The organism is Ruegeria sp. BG6 (genome assembly GCF_056538465.1).
Window position 1 is genome coordinate 132319 of record NZ_JBQFTB010000002.1, and the last position, 22853, is coordinate 155171.

Genomic DNA, 22853 nt, shown 5'->3' on the forward strand with positions numbered 1-22853 from the left:
CAAAATCGGCGTCCTTGTGCCTTTCACCAATACCAATCTGGAGCCGGATATGGAATTGATGCGCCCGCCGGACACCACCGTCCATTTCCAGCGCATGGGTGGGTACGACGTGGACGAGATTCCGGGATCGGACCAGATGGCAGGACTTGGCGCATCCGATATCAGTCACGACCTGCGAATGATCGCGGGCGTTCGGCCGGACGCGGTATTATACGGTTGCACTTCTGCCACGCTGACTCATGGCCCGTCATTTGACGCGGATCTTGCGCGGCAGATCAAATCCAGTTCGGGCGCGCTTTCTCTGACCGCCGCAGGGTCACTGATTGCGGCGATTACAGCGCTAGGAGCTGCCAAAGTCGGGTTTTCCTCGCCCTACCTGGGGGAAATCAATGCACAGGCGATTGATTTCATGTCTCAAAACGGCATCGAAACCGTTCGTTGCGCTGACATAGGCCGCGAACTGGGGAATTATGGTCAGGGTGAACTGACCCCGGATGAGGTTTTTGATCTGGCCTGTCAGGCCGACCATCGCGAGGCGCAGGCAATTGTTCTCAGCTGCACGGACATGCGATCCGTAGAAGCGATTGACCGGATTGAAGAAAAACTGGGCAAGCCGGTCGTGACGTCAAATCAGGCGATGATGTTCTGCCTTATGTGGGCCCTGAATCTTCCGCGTCACGATGCGTTGCCAGGCCGGTTGTTCGAGTGGCTTTGATCTTCGCCCCTATTCAGGTGCGGTTCGCAGTGTCGTAGATCAGTGCGCCAAGGTCCGAGAACTTTGATCCGGCGTGGTTGAGCCCGAGAACCGCGTCCCGAATGGCGGCGGCCCGTTCTGTACCCAGCGGCGGGCTGGCGAATTCCATGAATTTTCCGACAACTTCGTCCTGATCCATCGGCGCTTCGGGGCCGCCGCGCGCGTGTACGTCACCCGAGTTCAGCACCTGTCCGTCGGTCAGAGTTATGCGGACATCGGCAGTGCGGTTTTGCGGGAAGCGGTCAGAGTGGCGTACGGTTTCCGCAACCGTTATGCGCTCGACAATGCTGGCCACCAGCGGGTCGGACAGACCTGCGCCGGTGATGTGCACGACACCGATCCGGCCATGTGCCGCCATTGTGGCGACCGCAAAAGGCAGCGAGTATTGCGCCTTGGACGTATCATCCGGCATGCCCCGGAACAGGCAGGCGCTTTCCTTGAAGGTGTTCACGTGGATGGCCGCGATATCCTGATGGCTCAGGTTGTTTTCGCGCATCAATGCGCGGGTTGCGTCAATGGCAGCGTGAGCCCAGCGGCAAATCGGATAGGGTTTCACATACTGATGTTCCATCTGCCAGAAATGGCCCAGGTCCTGCCAATGCGCGGCGACCTCTTTCGCCTCAATGGTGATGGCAGGCGCGCCGGTAAAGCCCTTTTCTGCCAGAACCGCCGAGGAAATACCCACCAACGCCCCCCAGCCCGAGCCGTCGTGCAACATGGTCGGGTTCGCGATCTCTCGCATCATCTGACTGCGCGGACCGTGATATTCGGCGATGCCCATTGCCTGCCGCATCTGTTCCGCGCTCAGGCCGCGAAGACGGGCTGCAACCGCCACCACGCCCAATGCATTCCAGGCACCTGACGTATGATAGTCGCTGACCGTATCATGCAGAGCAATTCCGGCCCGTCCGGCAACTTCATACCCTATCGTCACGGCGGCCAGCGCTTCAGGCCCCGAGAAATCGGGCACCGTTTCGGCCAGTGCCGCAAGAGCGGGAACCACGACGACCCCGATATGGCCCTTTGTCGGGTTATACCCGTCATGACCGTCCAGATTGTCTGTCTGGGTGGCGGCAGCGTAAGCGGCTCCGGCCACGCTGACCCTGCGGCCATCGAACAACATGCGTGCGCTTAGCCCCTGTTCACCGGCACCGTATAAGGCTGCTGCGCAGCCTCTTGCGATTTGCCCGGCCTTCATGGGGCCAGCGCCGATGGCGATGCCCAAAGTGTCGAGCAGCATCAGAGCCGCCGCATTGAGAGTGGAGTCCGGAATGTCCTGCGGTTGGCGCCCCAGTGTGAAATCGGCAACGGCTTGAAAGGTGTCTGTCACGGTGTCCTGCGGGCGTTTTCTTTTGACTTCCCGAAAATTCTAGCAGGGTTTACGATTGGCAGAACGAAAACTATCGGGGGCATTGGCCCTTGATTTTTTGCGACACTTTCCAATCTTTGCGGGACCAAAAAGGACCGTTCAGGCGTCGCTGACGGACAAGAAGGTGCACAGTATGCGCTTCACTTTGGTTCTGCGTCCCATCTGAGATACCGTTGCCATGATGAATCTGCCCCACCTGACCTTCCTGCGCTCGTTCGAGGCGGCAGCGCGCCATCTGAGCTTTACCAGCGCGGCGCAGGAACTGAACTGCACGCAGTCGGCGGTCAGCAACCACGTGCGCTCGCTTGAGGAATTTTTGCATCGTCCGCTTTTTGTTCGCCATGCCCGGTCATTGACCCTGACAGATGTGGGTGAGGCCTATCTGCCATCCGTGCGCCATGCCCTGAACGAAATCGACGTGGCCACGCAATCCGTCATTCTGAACACGCACAAGCGGCGGGTCGTGGTGTCCTGCCCTGTCAGCCTGGCGGAAAACTGGTTGCCGGATGTAATCCGGGGCTTCAACGCCGTGCATCCGGATATCGATCTGACGGTCCATGGCACCGTCTGGACCGATGTCGGCGCAAATGTTTCCGATATTTCTCTGACGATCAATCATGCTGAAGACGTGGCGGAAGGTGCCAGATGTCTATGGGTTGAAAAGCTGGCCGTGGTTTGTGCTCCTGATTTTCTGGTCGATGGAAAGCCCCTGACCTCTCCCACCCAATTGCAGGATGCGTCACTGATCCACATACTGGGTCGTCCCGCCTATTGGGAGCGTATTGCGCAGCATTTCGGATTATCCAATCTGAACCAAAAGGACGGCTTGCGCACCAATATTTCGAACCTGGCAATGGAGATGGCGGTCAAGTCTCTGGGGTGCATAGCACTACCCCGTTCGCTTGCGCGACCCTATGTCGACAGGGGGTTTTTGGTTGAACCCTTTAGCTTTGAGTTGGAAAGCCCATGGGCTTATTTCATGCAGCTCAAAGAAAAATCGGCCTCGCCTCCGGTCAGGCTATTTCAGGACTGGCTTTTGAAGGCTGCCGCTGAAATGAATACCTGACCGGAACAAGCTGCACTGTTTGTTATGCGCCGACTTCTTCCACAACCGGGGCCATATCGCGTAGGCGGTGCCCTGCGGGGTCAAAGGGCGGCCCAGCCAGGATTTTGGCCTTGTGCGGTTTCCCAAGAATGAAGACATCGACCGTATCGCCGGGCTTGGCGACAGCGGGGTTGGCATAGCCGATGGCAAGGGATTTGCCGACTGAATAGCCGTAAGCGCCCGAGGTCACGCGACCGACTGGCGTGCCGTCCGGGGTAAAGATCGGCTCGCCGCCTGTCGCATCGGCATCGGTTACGTCGACCTCGAAGATCGACAGAACTTCGCGGGCGGCGTTATCCTTGATGGCCAGATAGGCGTCCTTGTGCAGGAAATCCTTGTCCAGCTTGATCAGGCCCGCCAGCCCGACTTCCTGCGGCCAATATTCCTGTGAATACTCGCGACCCCACGAGCCATAGCCCTTCTCGATCCGCAACGACCCAAGCGCACGGCCGCCCACTGGGCCGCCATTGCAATCCTTCGCCGCCTCAAGCAGCGCAGAGTAGAGCCTGATCTGGTCCTCTTCGGCGCAGTGCAACTCCCACCCCAGGTCACCAGTAAAGCTGACACGGATCGCGAGGCAGGACACGCCTGCCACCTCGATCGTGGCCGAGCGCATGAAGCGGAAGGCCTCGTTCGACAGGTCCGCATTGGTCAACCGCTGCAGAAGGTCACGCGACTTGGGCCCTGCGACGTTGAAACCCGCGATCCGGTCCGTCGCCACCTCGAACGTGGTGCTCTCGGGCAGGTCGATCATGTTGAAGAAGCGCTGATGATAGCGTTCAGCCATGCCCGAGCCGATCATCATGTATTCGTCGTCAGCCACCTTGGTGATGGTAAAGTCTCCGGCCACACCGCCACGCACGGAGATCAGTGGTGTCAGGCAGGACCGGCCAACCTGGGTCGGCACCCGGTTGGCGACCAGCTTGTCCAGCCACGCATGGGCGCCTGGTCCCTTGATCACGTAGTTTGCAAAGTTCGAGATATCGATTACGCCAACGCTCTCGCGCAGCATCTTCACCTCGCGGCCCACCGGTTCCCACCAGTTCTGTCGTGTGAAACCGTTTGTTTCGACTGCCCCGGGCTGATCTGCAAACCAAAGCGGGTGTTCCCATCCGCAGTTCAGGCCAAAGACACAACCCATATCCTTTTGCATCTCATAAGCCGGGCGCACGCGGGCCGGTCGACCAGCGCTGCGTTCCTCGTTCGGGAAATGAATGGCGAAACGGTGGGTATACTGGTCCTCGACCCGCGCCTTGGTGAATTTCTTGTCCGCCCAGTCGCCGAACCGGGCCAGATCCCAGGCAAACATGTCGTATTGCGGCTCGCCCTCGATCATCCACTGCGCCGCAAGCAGGCCCAGACCGCCCGATTGCGAGAAGCCGGGGATAATACCGGTGCAGCAGAAATAGTTCCGCAACTCCGGGACCGGCCCCCAGATCGCGTTGCTGTCCGGGGACCAGATCATCGGTCCATTGATCACCCGCTTGACCCCGGCCGTGGCGGCCACCGGTACACGTTCGGTTGCGCGGATCACATTCTCCATGATCCGGTCCAGGTCATCGGGGAACAGGTCATGGGCAAAGTCCAGCGGCGTACCGTTTTCTGCCCAGAACTTCATGTCTTTTTCATAAGCTCCGATCAGCAGGCCGTTGCCTTCCTGGCGGAAGTAGTATTCGCCATCCCGGTCGGCGATCGAGGGCAGTCGCCGGCCCAGGCTGGCGACCTCGCTAATCGCCTCGGTCACGAAATACTGGTGTTCGGTCGGCTGCAATGGCAGTTCGATCCCGGCCAACGCCGCGACTTCACGTCCCCAGAGGCCGCCGGCATTGACCACCCATTGAGTATGGATGTCGCCTTTTTCGGTGCGCACGATCCACGAACCGTCGGGCTGTTGTTCCGTCCCGATGACTGGGCAAAACCGTTCGATCGATGCGCCCATTGCGCGAGCCCCCGCGGCATAGGCGTGGGTCACACCCGAAGGGTCAACATTGCCGCCGTCGGGTTCGTACATGATGCAACGGATGTCATCGAACTGCGCCAGTGGGTGCAACTCCTTGGCCTGCTCACGGCTGATTTCGTGAAAGTTCAGCCCGTAGAACCGCGCTTTGGCCTCCTGCAGGCGCAACTGGTGTTCACGGTTCTCGGTCTGCGCCAGATACAGCGAGCCCGGCTGGAACACGCCGCAGCCCTGTCCGGTTTCCTTCTCCAGCTCTTTATACAGGTTCATTGTATAATGCTGGATGCGGGTGACGTTGTTGTTATCGTGCAACCCGTGAATATTTGCCGCCGCATGCCACGTCGATCCGCTGGTCAGTTCGTCCCGTTCCAGCAGGACAACGTCCCTCCAGCCCAGCTTGGCCAGGTGGTACAGGATCGAGCAGCCAACAAGGCCGCCTCCGATCACTACAGCCTGCGCGTGCGTCTTCATCGGTATTCCTTCTCGAAATCAAAGACGTCAGATATTCTGAGTCATCATGGTTGCGGTCATCCGACCATTTCTCGTTCGTCGGATAACGGCACGATTCGTGACAAAACTAAACGATCACCTGTTGCTCGACCTGCAAAATATTGTGGGGCAAAGCCCCGGAGATTTTCCATGCATACTGATTGAGGGGGAACATGCAGGACCAAAGCTATTGGATCATGAAAATTCTCTGGGTTGATGTGTTGAAAAAGAAATACCCAACAGATTCAGTAATTGGTATCAATAGGTTCGACATGTCCTGCGTACGCCGTCATAGTGGCTTTCAAGAGGCAGTCGCTTTGACTCGCCAGTCATCCAGGGGGTTGCAATGGCTTTGGTCAGAGGTTTTTTGCCGATCATCGACACGGCGCATTTTACGCCCCGCGACAACGTTCTAAGATGCCGGACGCTGCAGACGGGATCGTCTGCGTACCGCAATCAGCAAAGGCTTGAACTGTGAACCCGGATTTCAGAATGTCTGCGTCCCCCAGACACGAATTGCGCAATACCCGCAATCAGGGAACGACGTTCCTGGCACTCGCGTTTCTGTTCAGTGTTTTTGTCAATCTGCTGATGCTGACCGGACCATTGTTCATGTTGCAGGTCTATGACCGGGTTTTGGGATCGCGCGCGGTCGAGACGCTGACGGCGCTGTTCCTGCTGGTTGCACTGCTCTATGTCCTGATGGCCATGCTGGATTATGCACGCGGCAGGATTGTCGCCCGGTTCGGGGCCCGGTTCCAATCCGCTTTGGACGAACGGGTGTTCGACGCCACGTTGCGGCGATCGCTTGATCCGAAAACAAGATCCGCACCTGCAACGGCATTGCGGGACCTCGAAATTATCCAGAAACTATGCGCGTCCCCCATTCTTCTGGCGGTGATGGACATCCCCTGGACGCCGGTGTTTCTGGCCGCGATCTTCCTGTTTCACCCCTTGCTTGGATGGCTGGCCGTTGGCGGCGGTTCGCTGCTGATATTCATTGCTCTGCTCAACCAGGTTCTGACCCGGAACAAAGTAGCGGAAGCACAGCGGGCATCGGCGCAGGCGAACTCGTTTTCCGAACATGCCAGGCAAGCCGCGGAAGTGGTCCGATCGCAAGGAATGCAGAGGGCTGTGACCCAGCGGTGGTTGCGGCAACGGTCGAGTGCATTGTCACAGACCATTTCCGCCAGCGACTGGACTGGAAGCTTTACTTCGCTGACCAAATCGCTGCGGCTGTTTTTACAATCCGCGATGCTGGCGCTTGGGGCCTGGCTGGTGCTTCGCAATGAATTGTCGCCCGGTGCGATGATTGCAGGCTCGATCCTTTTGGGCCGGGCATTGGCGCCCGTGGAACAGGCGGTGGGCCAATGGGGGATGATCCAGCAGGCGCGAACGGCCTGGGTTTCGTTGAACCGATTTCTGGACACCACCCCGCCCGAGATGCCGCGCACCAAGTTGCCGGTGCCAAAGGCGAAATTGGAGGCCAAGCGCCTGACCGTCATTCCGCCGGGTGCCGATACACCGACACTGCGCAATGTCACGCTGCGCCTGGAACCGGGCAAGGCGTTGGGAGTTATCGGCAAAAGCGGGTCGGGTAAAACGACACTTGCCAAGGCCCTGCTGGGGTTGTGGCAACCGGCCGGCGGCGAAATAAGGTTGGGCGGTGCGACGCTGGATCAGTATGATCCGGACGATTTGGGACAGCATATCGGCTATCTGCCGCAACAGGTTACCCTGTTCAACGGAACGGTGGCCGAGAACATCGCCCGGATGTCCGAAAACCCCGATCCCGAGGCAGTCGTTGATGCTGCGAAGAAAGCCAATGCGCATGACCTGATCCTGACACTGGAAAAAGGGTACGACACCTTTCTGGAAGGCAATGACAGCCAGCTTTCAGGTGGGCAGAAACAACGCATTGCCTTGGCACGTGCTCTTTATGGGGACCCGGTCCTGTTGATTCTGGACGAACCGAACTCGGCCTTGGACGCAGACGGAACCGAGGCCTTGAATGCCGCGGTTCGTGGCCTGAAGGCCGAGGGCAAGGGGGCAATCATCATGACACATCGTCCGCAGGCAATCTCGGAATGCGATGATCTGGCCGTGGTCGAACGCGGTCAGGTGGTGAAGTTCGGCAGTCGGGACGAGATTTTGAGCGCGGCTGTGCAAAACGCCGAAGCCATCAAACGAAAATTCAATCAGGTAGGCAGCTGATGGCGGCGAATCTTGAACAACATCCACGTCCGGCGTGGCGCATTACGGTTCCGGCGCTTGTCGGTTTCTCTGCTTTGACCATCCTGGTCGGCGGACTGGGGCTCTGGTCGGTGCAGACAGAATTGGCGGGGGCAATCGTCTCGCAAGGGGTGATCGAAGTCCAAAGCAACCGCCAGGTCGTCGAACACCCCGACGGTGGTGTGGTCGGCGAGATCTTTGTGCGGGATGGCGATGTCGTCGCCGAGGGTGATTTGCTCCTGCGGCTGGATGATACGTTTTTGTTTTCGGAAAAAAGCATTGTTGAATCTCAGCTTTTCGAACTTCTGGCGCGGAAATCGCGGCTGGAGGCTGAACGCGACGGAAGCAACGTAGACGGTTTGGCATCCAGTCTAAGCGCCCTTCAGCAACAGGAAAAAATCGATTCAGATCTGATTGATGGCCAACAACGGCTTTTTGAGGCGCGGGTCGATACGATGTCCCAGCAGAAAGAGCAACTGGGCAAACAGATCACCCAGATCGAAAGTGAGATCGAAGGCACGCAGGCCCAGTTGGTGTCGCTGCGCACTCAGGTCGATCTGATCCAGAATGAGTTGGAGGATCAGGAAAACCTGCTCAAGCGCGGTTTGACGCAGGCCAGCCGGGTTTCGGCCCTTCAACGTGAAAATGCCAGCCTGACCGGTGAAATTGGCCGTCTTGAAGCATCGGTGGCCCGCCTGAAAGGCCAGATTGCAGCAACGGAAATTCAAATCGTCGAGCTCACCGCCACACGGCGGGAGGAGGCGATCACCGCGTTACGTGAAGTGCAGGCGCAGGTGTCAGAACTGTCGGAACGCAGGCTGGCCTTGACCGAGCGTTTGTCACGTCTGGACATCCGTTCGCCGGTCTCGGGGTCCGTCTATGACAGTCAGGTTTTTGCGCTGCAATCGGTGATTCAGCCCGGTGAGCCGATGATGTATATCGTGCCGCAGAACACACCTCTGCTGGTTGCCGCGCGTGTGGATGCGCTGCATGTTGATCAATTGTATGTCGGGCAAGAGGTCGCCCTGCGCTTCCCGGCGTTCAATCAGCGTGAGACACCTGAAATCGATGGTCATGTGATAAATGTATCTGCCGACACCTTCATGGACGAGAGTACTGGTTTCACATTCTACCGGACTGAAGTAGCCCCTGACGACGGCGAAGTTGAACGACTGAACGGGCAAGCTCTGCTTCCCGGTATGCCGGTTGAGGCAATGATCAAAACGGATGAACGTACACCGCTGTCCTATCTGATCAAGCCGATGGCCGACTATTTCAATCGCGCTTTCCGTGAGTAACCCGGCGCATCATCGCGCCGGGTTTCAGGCCGCTTCCAGATTGCCGAGCAGGATCGAGGTCATGTCGACCGAAAACTGTCCATCCACGGCGACAGCATTTGTGCCCGTTGCATAATTTACGTTGGTCGGGGTAATCCCGGAAAGATCTGCAGCGGAGTCCAGAAACACCCATTCCGCAGGATGTGTGGTCGGTAGACCAACAGCGACCTGCAATACCGCCAGCGCATCCAGAGCGTTTACCGTTCCGTCCTGTGTGATGTCGGCCGCGATCAGGTTTTCAGGCGTGGCGGGCCCCCACGTCGGATCAAGCCCTACGGATATACGCAGGACCTGCAGTGCATCCAGTGCGGTTATCTGGTCGCTGGCGGTCGAATAGCTTTTTACGACATCGAATTGACCAGGGAACGTGCCGGAAGGCAGGCCCAGATCAAATTGCCCGTTCTCATCGGCAAAAACACTGATCGTGCCACCTCCGTTTGGCGTAAACCTGATTTCTGCGTCCGCCAGCGCAGGATTGGCCGTCTGTGTGTCGACTGTGATGTCCCCCAGCACGCCACCCGAGCCTTCGGGTACAAGCCCGCCAAAAATGCCGAAATTGACCGGGATATGGTCAGGCCCGCCAAACCCCGCTCCGAAGATGTCGGCGCTGGTCAAGGGGCCACCAGTTGCGGAGTGAACCAGAATGGTTTCATTGACATAGTCAATCTGCGCGCCTTGCGCTGTCGCGGTGAAAGTCAGCTGCGATGGGGTTCGCTTCAGCGGGTAGTCGAACAGATCCAGCCGGTCCAGACCCGGCTGGAAGTCAGTAATCGTGGTCGTGTCGCTGCCGTAGTTCATGACAAAGATATCGGCGCCGGAACCTCCGGTCATCGTTGTAGCGCCTGTGCCAGCGATCAGAATGTCGTCTCCCGCCCCACCCAGAAGGGTCGAGTTCAGGATACTGCCGGTCAGCACATCATCCAGCGCAGTTCCGTTGACGCCGCCCAGCCCTTCGTCGACCACCCCCAGATCGGCGATCGATACAGTCAATTGCGTCAGGCCGGAATCCTGTTGCGAGGCGGCTAGGATCTGTAACTCGTCCCCGACCTGGGCAACGCTGATCGTTTCGACGTTCTGCAAACCGCTTGCCAGAGTATCTGCGAAGCTATCCAGATAGATCAGCTGGCCGTCGGGTGTAAGGATAAACAGGGTAAGCCCGTCATCGCCACCTCCGGCCACAACAAAGGCCCGACCGTTTGCTTCAACGACTGCCAGATCCTGAACCGTTTCAAACCGCGTATCCAATGTATCAAGTACATGGTCAGTTGGTGTCAAACGTCCGTCACCGCCCAGTTTCATGACGCTGAGAGAGTTGCTGCCCGAACCCGCCACCAACACCCAGGATTGTCCGTACGCCTGCACCACTTCGATAGCTGTCGGAGAGGCAATGCCCAGTGTCGACAGCGAGGCGCTGTTATCCACCGTGGTCAGGATTCCGGTCGTATCGTCTATTTCGTAGGTGGAGATCACGTTGCTGGCCGCATCCGCAGTGATCACGAAATGTCCAGATCCGGATTTCAGGCTTTGCATCGAATCGGCCTGTCCGGGGGTGATGCCTGCCAATGACAGCGAACCGTCCGTGCTCACATGATAGCTCGCAATATTGCCGCTGTCCTCGTGGGCAATTGCCAGAAATTCAACTGGCCCGACAGTGATCCCTGTCAGGGCCGCGATGTCGCCACCGCCCGACAGGGTGCCTGTTTCCCGCAACGTTCCGATGGAGCCGTCAGCCAGCAGATCGTATCCAACCAGACCCGTTGCGGTATCGACATCCAGAATCAGCCGGTCCTGCCCCCCAAGTGTCACCGGCATCCCGCTGCGCCCGACCTGAAACGTTATCGAGCCGCTGAAATATTGCGTGTCCTGAAGTTGAGGAATCGCGCCGTTTGCCAATGTCCAGACAGCAATACCGCCGCCGGGTCCGGTCACGCTGTACAGATACGTGGTCCCGTTAAACGTTTTTTAAGCCGTATCACCGATACCTGAATCGAGCGCCGTGCTCGCCGTTGCTACCACGCTTTGGAAATTGAACTTCATATCTGATCACCCCACGCCGATGCCGGCTTTGACAACAGGGTGCTCTGACGCAAAGACCAAAACCAAAGCGCAATTGTGGTGAAAACGGGGAGTTCGGTTTCAGATTAACTCAAATTTTCGGGTCCGACCGCGTGAGTCATCAAAAGGAAAGACAGATGAACGGAACCTGGCCCAGGCCAAACGTCTTCCCGACGAAAGCGGCAACTGCTTGTGAGGACAAGATGACGAAGAATTCTGAACTCAACACTCCTGACACGGATCGCAAGAAGCATATTCGCCAATGGATCGATGCGAGGTTGCGCAAATGGGCAGGCCGGGGCGCCGCAGGGGGGCTCGGATCCGTGCTGATGGCGTTACCGGCGCTGGGACAGGCCACCGTGGAAGAGCTTTATGCCTTTCAGTTTGCGGAAACCATTCCGGGAGTGAAGTCGGCAAAGCTGTTGAAAAACGGCGATGTTTTGCTGAAACTCAACGATGGTCGTACCCTGATCGTGGCTGCCGAAAACGTTCAGGTTCTGGACAGCGGCGCAATCATGATCGCCGAGGAAGCCGTTGCCGAAATCGCTCAGTTCAGCCTTGCGGCAGAGGCCGGTGGCGCAGCCGCAGGTGGAATGGGCAGCGCTGGCGCAATATTGGGCGGGATAGGTCTGGCTGGCGCCGCTGCTGCGGGCGCAGGTGGCGGTGGTGGCGGCGGCGGAGATGACAGCCCCGCAGTCGTGCCCACCCCGACCCCCAGTCCGACACCCAGCTACCCGACCCTCAACCTTGCGGGAGCCCAATCGACGACACTCAGCAGCTTCGGCACCGGAGTTTTGGCCTCGGCAGACGCGGACACTATTGAAGTGACCATCGGTTCGATCACGAAAACCATTGCACCGAATGCAGACGGAAGCTGGGTTATCTCGCTGACCGAAGCCGAAGCGGCCAGTCTGCCGCAAGGGGTAAATTCAGTCACTATTCGAAGCCTCGATGCGTCTGGCGCCGAGTTGTCAACTGAATCGGTTCAGTTCGAAATTGACACCATACCGCCGACCCTTGCCATAACCGGGGTATCTGACGGGGCCGTGATGAACGCCATTGAACAGGCGACCGATCTGATCCTGAGCGGAACCACAGACGCCGAAAACGGCCAGCTTGTAACTGTTTCGTTCAACGGGCAGTCGTATACCGGCATCGTCACCAACGGGGCATGGAGCGTAACGGTCCCCGCCTCTGATCTGGCCGCGCTGCAGGATGGTGCGACAATCATAATACAGGCGGATGTGGCCGACCAGGCAGGCAATCCGGCTGTTCCGGCCGCGGACAGTATCGACACGGATTTCACTGCTCCGACCATCACACTTGACCCGGTTTCGGGCGGTTCGATCGAACTGGTCGATCTGAACAGCGATCTGGCTCTGACCGGCGCGACAACTGCAGCCGATGGCCAGAGTGTTTTGGTGACGTTCAACGGCCAAGTTTACACGGGCACAACATCTGGCGGCAGTTGGAGCGTTACCGTCGCCAGCGCCGATCTTGGGGGGCTGACTACCGGCACCCCGGTTTCGGTCAGTGCCACGGTCAGCGACACCTCGGGAAATTTCGCCACTCCGGCAACGACAACCCTGCCCGTGGATCTCAGCGGGCCTTCCATTTCAATCTCCTCACTGCTCACCGGTTCCGTTCTGAACGCGGTCGAGGCCGGGTCCGATCTGACTGTCAGCGGTACAACGGGCAATGTTCCGGATGGACAGCAGGTAACAGTAAATCTGGGCGGTCAAACCTATACGGGCGCTGTATCAGGAGATACATGGACAATTACGGTTCCTGCGGTGGATTTGCAGGCACTTGCGGACGGTTCGGGATTTAGCATCACCGCTGACGTTTCCGACAATCACGGATTGGACGCGCCACAGGCCAGCAGCTCGGTCTCGACGGATTTCACCGCCCCAACGCTCAGCATCGACAGTTTTTCTTCTGGTGCCGTTCTGAATGCCTCGGAGCAAGCTACGGATCTGACCATAACTGGTGCGACGGATGCCGAAGACGGGCAAATGGTGACCGTTTCGATGAACGGGCAGACGTATTCCGGCCAGGTCCAGAGTGGCAGTTGGAGTGTGACTGTACCGTCCTCAGATCTTTCGTTGTTGTCCGACAATGGTACTGTGACGGTTACCGCTGACATCTCTGACGCCGCAGGTAACCCCTCCGTTCAAGCGACCAGCAGCTTTGACACGGACTTTACGGCACCTTCAATCACGATCTCCGCCCTGTCAGACGGCGCGATCATGAATGCCGCCGAACAGGGCACGGATCTGACCGTGTCGGGCACATCAGATGCGCCGGACGGAACAATGGTCACAGTTCAGATCGCACGTGCTGACGGAACCGTTGATGTGAGCGGAACAGCGACTGTAACAGGCGGAGGGTGGAGCTATACCGCCGCAAGCTTGGATTTAGCCGGGTTGCAGGACAATGAAAGCTACAGTGTCACCGCTTCGGTTGCGGATGCGGCAGGAAACAGCAACTCGGCTGCAGACGGCTTCACAACGGACTTTAGCGCACCGTCAATCACGCTTGATCCGGTTCCGACCGGTGCAGTTCTTGATGTGATTGAAAGAAACAGCGATCTAGCAGTGTCGGGAACTACCACGGCTGAAGATGGCCAGACGGTTTCGGTAACGCTCGGCGGGCAGACCTATACGGCCGTTGTTTCCTCGGGAACCTGGTCCGCCACCGTTCTTTCGGGCGATCTGGCGGCATTGGCGGATGGGACCGCCTTTACGCTGACGGCTATGGTGGATGATGCCGCTGGCAACAGTGCGCCCGCTGCAACGACAACGCTCACAACAGATTTCCGCCCGGTGTTGACCCTGAATGCCGTCGGGACAAACGGCGCCGTTTCTCTCAGTGACGCGCAAAACTCGGGCCTGACCATAAGCGGTTCCTCGCACGGTCTAAGCGCCGGTCAGAGCGTGGACGTGACGCTCAACAGTGTTTCGGTCGGAACCGCAACAATTGCCTTGGACGGAACTTGGTCACTGTCGGTGCCAGGTTCCGGATTCTCACGTCTGGAAGCCGGTGACGACCTGGATATCCAGGTGCAGGCTTCTGTATCTGGTGGTCCGGATCCATTGCCCGTGTCAGACAGTATCACCGCTCACGTGCCCTCTGCCTATGTCATCGCAGAAGCAGGGAGAAACGGGTCCACGGTGACATTTGAAATCTACGCGGACTCGGACCGGGATATCTCGTCTGGCCTGTCCGTGACGGCTGATCTTGTTTTCGACCCTGCCGTGGTCACATTCGATACAGGATCTGACGTTGAAAACGGCGCCTTCGATCTGTTCCTTGCCAATCCGGTCGGTGGCAACACTGTTAAGTTCGGCGGCGCCGCGACCACATTCTCGGATCTCAGCCAGCCATTGGTGACGTTCACCATGACCGTTCAGGACCCGACACAGCCGATCGAGCTAACGCTGATCACCGATGATGGCGGCCCCACCGTCTTTCATCTGGGCACGGCAAATAGCGATAATCTGACAGCGACGGGTGTTGATAATATCCTACGCGGTGGAGGTGGTGATGATACGATCGACGTCTCGGACGCAGGGCGTGACGTGGTGGTGTTTGAAGCCGACCCCACGGCCAATGGGGTGGACATCATCACGGGGTTCACACTCGGTGCCGAAAGTGATGTGTCAGACGCCCTGATGTTCAGTGGGCTAGACGTTGCAAGCTTGAGAGGTAGCGGGACCGGAATCGAAATACGCAACCAAGGCGAAGTCATCGGAACTGACACAGGTTTCATCGGGCTAAGCACTGTTCTGGCGGATCTGTCTTTGGGGACAATCGAAACCGCAGTCGAGAGCTTTGCCGGAATTGACGCCGGCGATGCGCTTTTTGTCCTTGCCACAGACGGAGCGGACAGTGTTCTGGTCAGGGTCGATTATTCCGCGCCGGGGTCAGCCACCGTCGAAGGGATTGCCGATTTCAGCGGGTTGGGCGATTTGAGTGGCCTGACGGCGGACAACATCCTTCATACGGATCCGACTGGCGCGACAGCCTGACCTCAGGCTCCGCACATCAAATCCTACAGAAAGTTCCAACTCACGAGGGCGAAATGGCACAGAATGGCCTGCACCCGGTCAGCAAAACACGACATGGGCATCGGTATTGGCGAAGGTTTTCCGACTATGGGTTTGCGCGCCATAAAGCGGATTGCCCGGTCGTTGCGGCCGAAATTCATCAAGTTGCCGCTGCTTTTCCGGTGTTGTTTCATCAGCGCGACAGCTTCGTTGAACCTTTGGCGGTCCTGTCACTTGTTGGCGAAGCAGGCACACCGTTTGTGTCGCGGAATGGTATGTGGTTGGCCGGCTATGTCCCGTCGGCCTTGCGGTGTACACCATTTGAAATCGCTCCAGACGATCAGGACTCTGAGGCTCCGGTTTCTTTGATGATCGACGAAGCAACGGGATTAGTATCTGACAACCCACAAGACGAAGCCTTTTTCACCAAAACAGGTGATTTGAGCCCCGAGTTGCAGAAAGTTTGCGCCTTTCTGCAAAACCGAAGGAACGCGGGTCAACAAACACTGGCGTTGTGCCGGCAGATAGACAAAATGAACCTGTACGACCCGCTGACCCGCCATGATGGTGTTGATCTGCCGCCTGGTTTGTTGTGTGTCAGTGACGAGCGATTGGCCAATCTGCCTATCGCGTGCAGTGCTGCCCTTCTAGCCAGCGGTGCCTTGCGGCTGATCCACGCGCACCAGCTATCATTGTGTCATTGTGCCTGGGTAGAGCGGGCACAGCGGCAAGCCATGGCTGCCAGTACTACGCGATCCATCCAAACCAATCCCGACGTGCTGGAATTTCTCTCTGCGATTGCCGATGACCAGCAACGCGAGAGCTTCACCAGCCACAAGGCAGTGGAAGGCTTCCATGTCGCGATTTAGAAGATACCTGCTCAAGCTGCCACTGTTGGTCATGGCTGCCGCGATTTCAGCCTGTGTTTCACCCCCGTAGCTAACAGGCCTACAAACCTCATTTGCCAGCGGAACAGCAGGGGCCGGTGCTACTCGCCAATCCAGCGATCTTGCTCAAAGCCGTTTTGGGCAACGCGTGCGTTCAGCTGTCGAAAGCAGTCCTCACCTGGCACAAAGCGATGCCAGGTTTGCGGCCGCAAATGCCGGTCAGGATGCCGCGAAAGGCGCGTTTCTGCCCCAGGTCTCCTTGGGTCTGAACGCGCGCTCCGAACGAGTTGTTTCGGATGTCGCTGATTTTTCACCGTACCTGCGTGTTTCGCAACTGGTATATGATGGTGGTGCGGCGGCGGGGGATTTGGCTGCGGCACGCGCCCGGATTTTCGAAAGTCAGGGGGACCGTCTGCAAACGGCCTCGGCAACGGCGCTGGCCGCGATTGAAATATATGTGACAGTTTTGGACCGCCGGAAGATTCAAGATCTGACCGCCAGGAATGTCGAGATACACCAACAGCTTGTACAGCAAATTTCGCAACGGGCGGTCAGTGGCGCAGGATCGAATGCGGATGTTCTGACCGCGCGCTCCCGCATGGCTGACGCACAAACACGCTTTGCGGATGCAAAAACGCGCACGGCGCGCGCCGAGGCGCGATTTGTTGAAATCTACGGGACAGCGCCTAAAGTGTTGGAGCCGGCCATCCCCGCTCCGCTGCTGTCACGGAGTGACGCCCAGATCGTGGAGGCGAGCCCTCAGATTCGCCGCGCAGATGCTGCTGTTGTGGCCGCGAAGGCAGAACTTGCTGCCGCTCTGGCCCGTCGTCAACCGGATGTAAGTCTGGCCGCTTTTGCCAACAGGGACGATAACTGGGATGCAAACTACGGCGTCGATTTGGCAGTAAACTACGAAATCGACAGTACCGGGAAGCGACGTGCGGCGATTGCGGCTGCGGAAGCGCAGGTCCGAGATGTCGAGTTTTCCCGGGAAAGCCTGAGCCGCGAAATATCCCGGGAATTGGGGTTCATTCGTTCGGATCAGAAAGCTGGCGCCGAACGCCTGCAGGCAGCGCGCCACGCCGCCAAGGCAAACGCCGACAGCATCAAGGCAGCACAAGCACAGTTTTTAATCGGGCGACGCACTCTGATCGAGATTCTGGATGCACAAAGGGATTATGTGAACGCGCAAGAACGACTGATCCTGGCAGAGCAGAACCACTTTCTGACAAATTATGCGGCGCTCAGCCTGACCGGGGATATTCTTGATCTTCTTGGTGTCACTCTGAACAACAGGATTGGGCAACCATGATGCAGGCGCAATCGGTTACACGCCCCCACTCTTTGACGGCAATGGAGGTCTGCCTCCTGCACGTCGCCACGCATCTCGACCGCCCACTGACATTGGCAGCGGTCCAGGCGACACAATCCAGCGAAGGTGAACTGACAATCCGGGATGTCATTACAGCCCTGAACAGAGCGGACATGCAGGCCGCGTATGGCAAACGGAAACTGGCTGCTTTCAACAATCATCTGGTACCGGCGATCCTTCTCTTGGAAAATGAGCGTGCAGTGGTTTTGCACGGACGAGCATCCAACGGCGAATTGCTGATCTTTGATCCGGAACTGGGCGACGAAATCGGCGAAATACCAGAAGCCAGCCTTTCTGAGACATACACCGGATATGCAATTCTGGTGCGCCGTATCCATCAGGAGGAAATTGGTTCGATCAGCAACGATTGGAAAGGTCATTGGTTCTGGTCCGCCCTTGCCGCCAATCGCTGGTCATATATTCAGGTGGCGCTGGTAGCTGCCCTTGCCAATCTGCTTGGGCTGTCGACATCCGTGTTCATCATGGTCGTTTACGACCGGGTTCTTCCCAACGAGGCGACGGAGTCCCTGATCGCCTTGACCGCAGGCGTTTTCCTGGCTCTGATTTTCGACTTTGTACTGAAACTGCTACGAGCCGGGTTTATTGATGCGGCGGGAAAGCAGGCTGATCTGTTCATGGGGCGGCGTGTATTTGACCATTTTCTGAACATTCGTATGAAGTCCTGGATCGGGTCATCTGGCGCCATGGCCAGCACCGTCCGGGAATTCGAAACACTGCGCGAATTCTTTACATCGGCAACGCTGGTCGCAGTGGTGGATTTGCCATTTATTGGGCTGTTTGTTTTCGTCATTTACGTGGTCGGCGGCCAATTGGCCCTGATCCCCGCACTTGCTGTGCCTGTCGTTCTACTGACCGGGTTGATCGTTCAGCCTGTTTTGTCCCGTCTTGCGGAAAACAGTTTTGCCGATGGTCAATCCAAACAGTCGGTTCTGGTCGAAGCTCTTTCCGGCCTTGAAACCATAAAGACAACCGGAGCGGCGCGGCAAATGCGGTCCCGTTGGGAACAGGCGATGGATCGCCAATCCGCGCACGGTATGCGCAGTCGTGCCGTCACGCAATTTGCGCTGAACCTGACCGGGTTCGTCCAACAAGCCGCTCAGGTGTTGATTGTCCTCTATGGCGTCTTTCTGATCGCGAGCGGTGAGGCAAGCATGGGGGCACTGGTTGCTTCGGTCATGCTGACGGGCCGTGCGCTGGCTCCTCTGGGGCAGTTGGCACAAACACTGACGCGGATCAATCAGGCGCGTAGCGCATATCGCAATCTCAATTCTCTTATGCAGGCGGAAAGTGAGCGACCGCATGGACGAAGCTGGATCAGTCGCAAAGGGTTCGAAGGTCGCATTTCCTTCAACAACGTGCATTTTGCCTATCCTGACCAGACAAACGACTCTTTGGACGGCATTTCTTTTTCGGTTGCTCCCGGCGAAAAAATAGCAATCCTTGGCCCGATCGGTTCGGGCAAGAGTACAATTGCGCGTCTTTTGCTGGGGTTATACGAACCCAAGACTGGTTCGGTTTCGTTGGATGGATCGGATATTCGACAAATTGACCCCGGTGATCTGCGCCGAAACATTGGGTCCGTTCTGCAGGATGTATGGTTGTTTTCCGGCACCGTTCGCGAAAATATCGCCAGTCGGGCGATCCGCCCCAACGATGAAGATCTGCTGAAGGCCGGACGGGTTGCGGGTGTCGAAGATTTTGTGGCGCGCCATCCCGGCGGCTATGATCTGAAACTAGCAGAACGCGGCGAAGGTTTGTCCGGCGGACAACGGCAGGCAATTGCACTGGCGAGGGCCTTGGTCGGTCGCCCGCCGGTCCTGCTGTTGGACGAGCCAACCAGCGCCATGGATATCCGGACGGAAGCAGAAGTCATCAAGCGACTGAAGCAGGCAACTTGTGACAGCACAGTCGTTGTCATTACACATCGCACAAGCTTGCTGGACCTGGTTGACAGGGTGATCGTTCTCGAAAGCGGCAAGATTGTGGCTGATGGCTCAAAAGATCTGCTGACTCAATATGCAAACCACAAGGGGAGACATCTGAATGTCGCGGCATCCTGATCTTGCGAGTCTGGCACGTGAGATGCAGGGGCAATCCCCGCTGCGGGGGTCTGTCTTGCTGCTTCTAATATTGTCCTTCTTGGTCGCGGCAGGTTTCTGGGCGCATATGACCGAGCTTGACGATGTAACCCGCGCGGACGGTCGCATTGTCCCATCAGGTGATTTGCAGGTGATCGAGGCTACTGAACAGGGTGTTCTGCAGTCCCTGAATGTTCAGGAAGGTCAGTTGGTCGACAAGGGAACTCTTCTGATGGAGTTCGATACCACTCAGATAGCGAGCCAATTGGGTCAGGAACAGCAGCGTGCCTTTGGTTTGATGGCGCGGACGCAGTGGCTGCAGGCGGAAATCGACGGTACCGAATTAGAGTTCAAGCCTTTGTTGTTGAAAGATGCGCCAGCGGTCATTCAATCTGAAACGGCGCTGTTTCAGGGGCGACAGTCCGAGTTGCAGGCGGAGATCGCCATCCTTGAACGCCAACGCCAGCAACGCCGTCGCGAATACGAAGAAGGACTGGTGGATCAGTTTACGGCCGAGGAAACGCTCAAGGTGCTGGCCGAGGAACGGTTGATTATGGAACCATTGGTCGAGCAACAGATGGAGCCGGCGACGACGCTGCTTTCCTTGCGGCGCAGTGAGGCGGAATGGAACGGGCGCAAAGTCAGGGCCGAAGCGGTGACCAACAGGTTGAAATCCGGTCTCGACGAAATTGATGATCGCATCCGGGCGACACACAGTCGGTTTCGCAGCAGTGCCCTTACCGATCTGGCGCTTGCGACAGCAGAGCTTGCCGCGCTGCAAGCTGCCTTGCCTGCGTTGCGTGACCGTGCGGCACGGGCGCAGATCCGAGCCCCAGTGCGTGGTATTGTCAACCGGATACACCGGTCAACCGTTGGCGGGTTGGCCCGAAGCGGCGAGGAGTTGATCGAAATTGTCCCGCTGGACGACTCCTTGCTGGTCGAGGCCTATGTCCGCCCTGAAGACATTGCTTTTTTGCACGCCGGACAAAAAGTGAAAGTCAAGATAACGGCCTATGACTTTGCCCGCTACGGCGGACTGGACGGCGAAATCTTCTGCATTGGTGCGGATACGATCAATCGTTCCGACCGAAACGACGAAGAAGTATTTGTGGTCGAGATTAGAACCGGTAGCACAATGCTGGACGGCAACGGTGCAGAAATAGAGATCATCCCCGGCCTGGTTGCCGAAGTGGATATTCTCGCAGGTCGAAAGTCAGTCCTCGACTATCTCGTCCAGCCTGTGGTCAAAATCAAGGACAGGGCATTGCGGGAATAGCATCTGCCGGGACTTCCGGTTGTCCGCCGTACGTGATGAAGCTTGCCTGATCCCGAATCCAAACTCCGAATCCGGGAGACTATGCTTAAATTGGTTCAGGAGGCAGGCTGCTTGAACTGCTGGTCAAACAGCCGCCGGAATGCCCCGTTACGCTGCATCAGGTTGTCGAGACTACCCTGTTCGATCACCTCGCCATCCTGAACAACCATAATTTTGTCGGCCTCCAAAACAGTCGACAAGCGATGCGCGATCACGATCGTCGTCACATCTTTGGTCAGTTTGTCGAGCGCTTCTTTCACGTAAGTTTCGGATTCTGCATCCAACGCGCTGGTTGCCTCGTCAAGCAACAGGATTTCCGCTTGGCGCAGGACTGCGCGCGCAATTGCCAGTCTTTGCTTCTGCCCACCGGACAGAAATGCGCCATTTTCACCTACCTGCGTGTCATATCCGTTTGCCAATTCGGTTATGAAGTCATGGGCATGTGCCGCGCGAGCGGCTTCCATGACTTGTTCAATCGTTGCGTCGGGACGGGCGTATCGAAGGTTGTCCATGACGCTGGCGGAAAACAGGAACGTGTCTTGCCCAACGTAAGAGATTTTACGCCGCAAAGAAGCGAAGCTCACGTCCATGACATCTTGTCCGTCGATTTCGATGCGTCCCTGATCCGGATCATAGAAACGCATGATCAGGCCAAAAATGGTGGATTTGCCACCGCCGGACTGCCCCACCAGCGCAGTGGTTTTTCCTGCTTCAAAAGTCAGGTCCATATTCTTGAGAATGGGCAAGGAGCCCTGATAGCCAAAAGTGACGTCATGCAACCGAACCTCGCCGGGCCCCGGACGCAGCTGCACGGGTTCGATGCTTTCACGCATCGGATCTTCCTGGTCCAGCAACTCGAACATCATACCAATCGGTACCAGTGTTGTCTCGATTACCACGCGCATCTTGGAAAGGCGTTTGGCCGGTTCATAAGCCATCAGCAAAGCGGTGATGAAAGACATCAGTTGCCCCGGTGTGGTCGGCTCACTTCCTGCGATACCAATTGTGCTGATGATTAGAATGGCTGCGATCGCTATACCTGCCAGAAATTCCATCATTGGGCTGGCGATTGATTGCAACCGTGAAATCGAGTTGGCACGGTTTTCGACAGCCCTGATTGCGTGGTTCATGCGATCGGCCATGTGGCCTTCCAGCGCAAAAACCTTGATGATCTTAATGCCCCCCGAGGTTTCCTGAAGGACTTTCATGATCTCTGCCAGAGATTTCATTTCGGAGAGCATAATCGCGCGCACACTCTTGAGAATAACTCTGACACTCAGCAGGGCGATTGGTCCGACAATGAAGAACAACACTGACAATATCGGTTGCTGATAAACCATCACAAATACCAGACCGACAAGGGTCAATGCGTCGCGAACGAAACTCGTGACAACGACATCAACAAGGCGCCTTGCAGCCAGAGCACCCTGTGTCACGATCATCAAAAGATCAGAGGATTCAGTGTCGGCAAAGAAACCGACACCCCGTTTCAGCAGTTTCGCATATAGCTGTTCCTGCTGAACGGCGATGATCCGGTTGCCGGCCCGCGCCAGAAATACAGACTGAATGTAGGATGCAGCTGCTTTTGTAAAAAACAACCCCATAATTGCCAGTGCGACGAAATAGACTTTTGAGCGCGCTTCCGGCGTGGTCATGGCGTTGACGATGTTTTCCATCATCCAGGCGGTGCCCGCAGTTGTCCCCGCGACAACGACCATGGCGGCCATGGCGATGCCATAAAGCCAACCCTGGCTGCGCAAGCTGCTGCCAACAAGTCGGCCAATGTGGCCGGATCGCCATTGATCCCAGAAACTTCTGACCATTCTACTCTCC

Annotated in this window: 13 protein-coding genes; 9 read left to right on the plus strand and 4 right to left on the minus strand. The window is 57.3% G+C overall.

Features of this window, described 5'->3' with window-relative positions; all coding sequences use genetic code 11:
• Positions 1 to 16 precede the first annotated feature (16 nt).
• Positions 17 to 715 (plus strand): maleate cis-trans isomerase family protein, encoded by a 699-nt coding sequence (locus ACR0JW_RS05590; RefSeq protein WP_480713666.1) that lies wholly within the window; start codon positions 17 to 19, stop codon positions 713 to 715.
• A gap of 13 nt (positions 716 to 728) precedes the next feature.
• On the opposite strand, the gene ACR0JW_RS05595 is transcribed toward ACR0JW_RS05590, so the two are convergent.
• On the minus strand, positions 729 to 2084 hold the full coding sequence (locus ACR0JW_RS05595; protein ID WP_170678816.1) for an MmgE/PrpD family protein: 1356 nt from the start codon (positions 2082 to 2084) through the stop codon (positions 729 to 731).
• 217 nt (positions 2085 to 2301) lie between these two features.
• On the opposite strand from ACR0JW_RS05595, the gene ACR0JW_RS05600 reads away from it, so the two are divergent.
• Positions 2302 to 3189 (plus strand): LysR substrate-binding domain-containing protein, encoded by an 888-nt coding sequence (locus ACR0JW_RS05600; RefSeq protein ID WP_170678818.1) that lies wholly within the window; start codon positions 2302 to 2304, stop codon positions 3187 to 3189.
• Positions 3190 to 3211: 22 nt separating this feature from the next.
• On the opposite strand, the gene ACR0JW_RS05605 is transcribed toward ACR0JW_RS05600, so the two are convergent.
• Positions 3212 to 5656: an FAD-dependent oxidoreductase gene (locus tag ACR0JW_RS05605; RefSeq protein WP_170678820.1), complete on the minus strand. Its 2445-nt coding sequence runs from the start codon at positions 5654 to 5656 to the stop codon at positions 3212 to 3214.
• Between the two features lie 510 nt (positions 5657 to 6166).
• On the opposite strand from ACR0JW_RS05605, the gene ACR0JW_RS05610 reads away from it, so the two are divergent.
• Together ACR0JW_RS05610 and ACR0JW_RS05615 are read left to right on the plus strand one after the other, a co-directional pair.
• Positions 6167 to 7888, plus strand: coding sequence for a type I secretion system permease/ATPase (locus tag ACR0JW_RS05610; RefSeq protein WP_170614065.1), 1722 nt, complete (start codon positions 6167 to 6169; stop codon positions 7886 to 7888).
• Positions 7888 to 9204 (plus strand): HlyD family type I secretion periplasmic adaptor subunit, encoded by a 1317-nt coding sequence (locus tag ACR0JW_RS05615; protein WP_480713667.1) that lies wholly within the window; start codon positions 7888 to 7890, stop codon positions 9202 to 9204. The genes ACR0JW_RS05610 and ACR0JW_RS05615 overlap by 1 nt, the downstream gene beginning before the upstream one ends.
• Positions 9205 to 9228: 24 nt before the next feature.
• Here the strand turns inward: ACR0JW_RS05615 and ACR0JW_RS05620 are convergent, their stop codons facing one another.
• Entirely contained in the window at positions 9229 to 11172 is a 1944-nt protein-coding gene (locus ACR0JW_RS05620; RefSeq protein ID WP_480713668.1) for a dockerin type I domain-containing protein, read from the minus strand.
• A 329-nt stretch (positions 11173 to 11501) separates the two neighbouring features.
• On the opposite strand from ACR0JW_RS05620, the gene ACR0JW_RS05625 reads away from it, so the two are divergent.
• The 5 genes from ACR0JW_RS05625 to ACR0JW_RS05645 all read left to right on the plus strand — a co-directional run bounded on the left by ACR0JW_RS05625 (position 11502) and on the right by ACR0JW_RS05645 (position 20981).
• Positions 11502 to 15329, plus strand: coding sequence for a beta strand repeat-containing protein (locus tag ACR0JW_RS05625; RefSeq protein ID WP_480713669.1), 3828 nt, complete (start codon positions 11502 to 11504; stop codon positions 15327 to 15329).
• Between the two features lie 53 nt (positions 15330 to 15382).
• Positions 15383 to 16216 (plus strand): SapC family protein, encoded by an 834-nt coding sequence (locus ACR0JW_RS05630; RefSeq protein WP_170678826.1) that lies wholly within the window; start codon positions 15383 to 15385, stop codon positions 16214 to 16216.
• 166 nt (positions 16217 to 16382) lie between these two features.
• Positions 16383 to 17546, plus strand: coding sequence for a TolC family protein (locus tag ACR0JW_RS05635; protein WP_480713670.1), 1164 nt, complete (start codon positions 16383 to 16385; stop codon positions 17544 to 17546).
• Positions 17543 to 19687: a type I secretion system permease/ATPase gene (locus tag ACR0JW_RS05640; RefSeq protein WP_480713671.1), complete on the plus strand. Its 2145-nt coding sequence runs from the start codon at positions 17543 to 17545 to the stop codon at positions 19685 to 19687. Before ACR0JW_RS05635 ends, ACR0JW_RS05640 begins: the two co-directional genes overlap by 4 nt.
• A complete protein-coding gene (locus ACR0JW_RS05645) occupies positions 19671 to 20981 on the plus strand; it encodes an HlyD family type I secretion periplasmic adaptor subunit (protein WP_480713672.1) in 1311 nt (436 codons plus the stop codon). Before ACR0JW_RS05640 ends, ACR0JW_RS05645 begins: the two co-directional genes overlap by 17 nt.
• A 95-nt stretch (positions 20982 to 21076) precedes the next feature.
• On the opposite strand, the gene ACR0JW_RS05650 is transcribed toward ACR0JW_RS05645, so the two are convergent.
• On the minus strand, positions 21077 to 22843 hold the full coding sequence (locus ACR0JW_RS05650; protein ID WP_170678832.1) for an ABC transporter ATP-binding protein: 1767 nt from the start codon (positions 22841 to 22843) through the stop codon (positions 21077 to 21079).
• Positions 22844 to 22853 lie beyond the last annotated feature (10 nt).

What these genes read in the sequence shown, in the direction of transcription:
- ACR0JW_RS05650 (WP_170678832.1), bottom strand. Translation starts at nt 22,843, where the DNA reads ATGGTCAGAAGTTTCTGGGATCAATGGCGATCCGGCCACATTGGCCGA.
- ACR0JW_RS05645 (WP_480713672.1), top strand. Translation starts at nt 19,671, where the DNA reads ATGTCGCGGCATCCTGATCTTGCGAGTCTGGCACGTGAGATGCAGGGG.
- ACR0JW_RS05615 (WP_480713667.1), top strand. Translation starts at nt 7,888, where the DNA reads ATGGCGGCGAATCTTGAACAACATCCACGTCCGGCGTGGCGCATTACG.
- ACR0JW_RS05600 (WP_170678818.1), top strand. Translation starts at nt 2,302, where the DNA reads ATGATGAATCTGCCCCACCTGACCTTCCTGCGCTCGTTCGAGGCGGCA.
- ACR0JW_RS05610 (WP_170614065.1), top strand. Translation starts at nt 6,167, where the DNA reads ATGTCTGCGTCCCCCAGACACGAATTGCGCAATACCCGCAATCAGGGA.
- ACR0JW_RS05630 (WP_170678826.1), top strand. Translation starts at nt 15,383, where the DNA reads ATGGCACAGAATGGCCTGCACCCGGTCAGCAAAACACGACATGGGCAT.
- ACR0JW_RS05640 (WP_480713671.1), top strand. Translation starts at nt 17,543, where the DNA reads ATGATGCAGGCGCAATCGGTTACACGCCCCCACTCTTTGACGGCAATG.
- ACR0JW_RS05605 (WP_170678820.1), bottom strand. Translation starts at nt 5,656, where the DNA reads ATGAAGACGCACGCGCAGGCTGTAGTGATCGGAGGCGGCCTTGTTGGC.
- ACR0JW_RS05625 (WP_480713669.1), top strand. Translation starts at nt 11,502, where the DNA reads ATGACGAAGAATTCTGAACTCAACACTCCTGACACGGATCGCAAGAAG.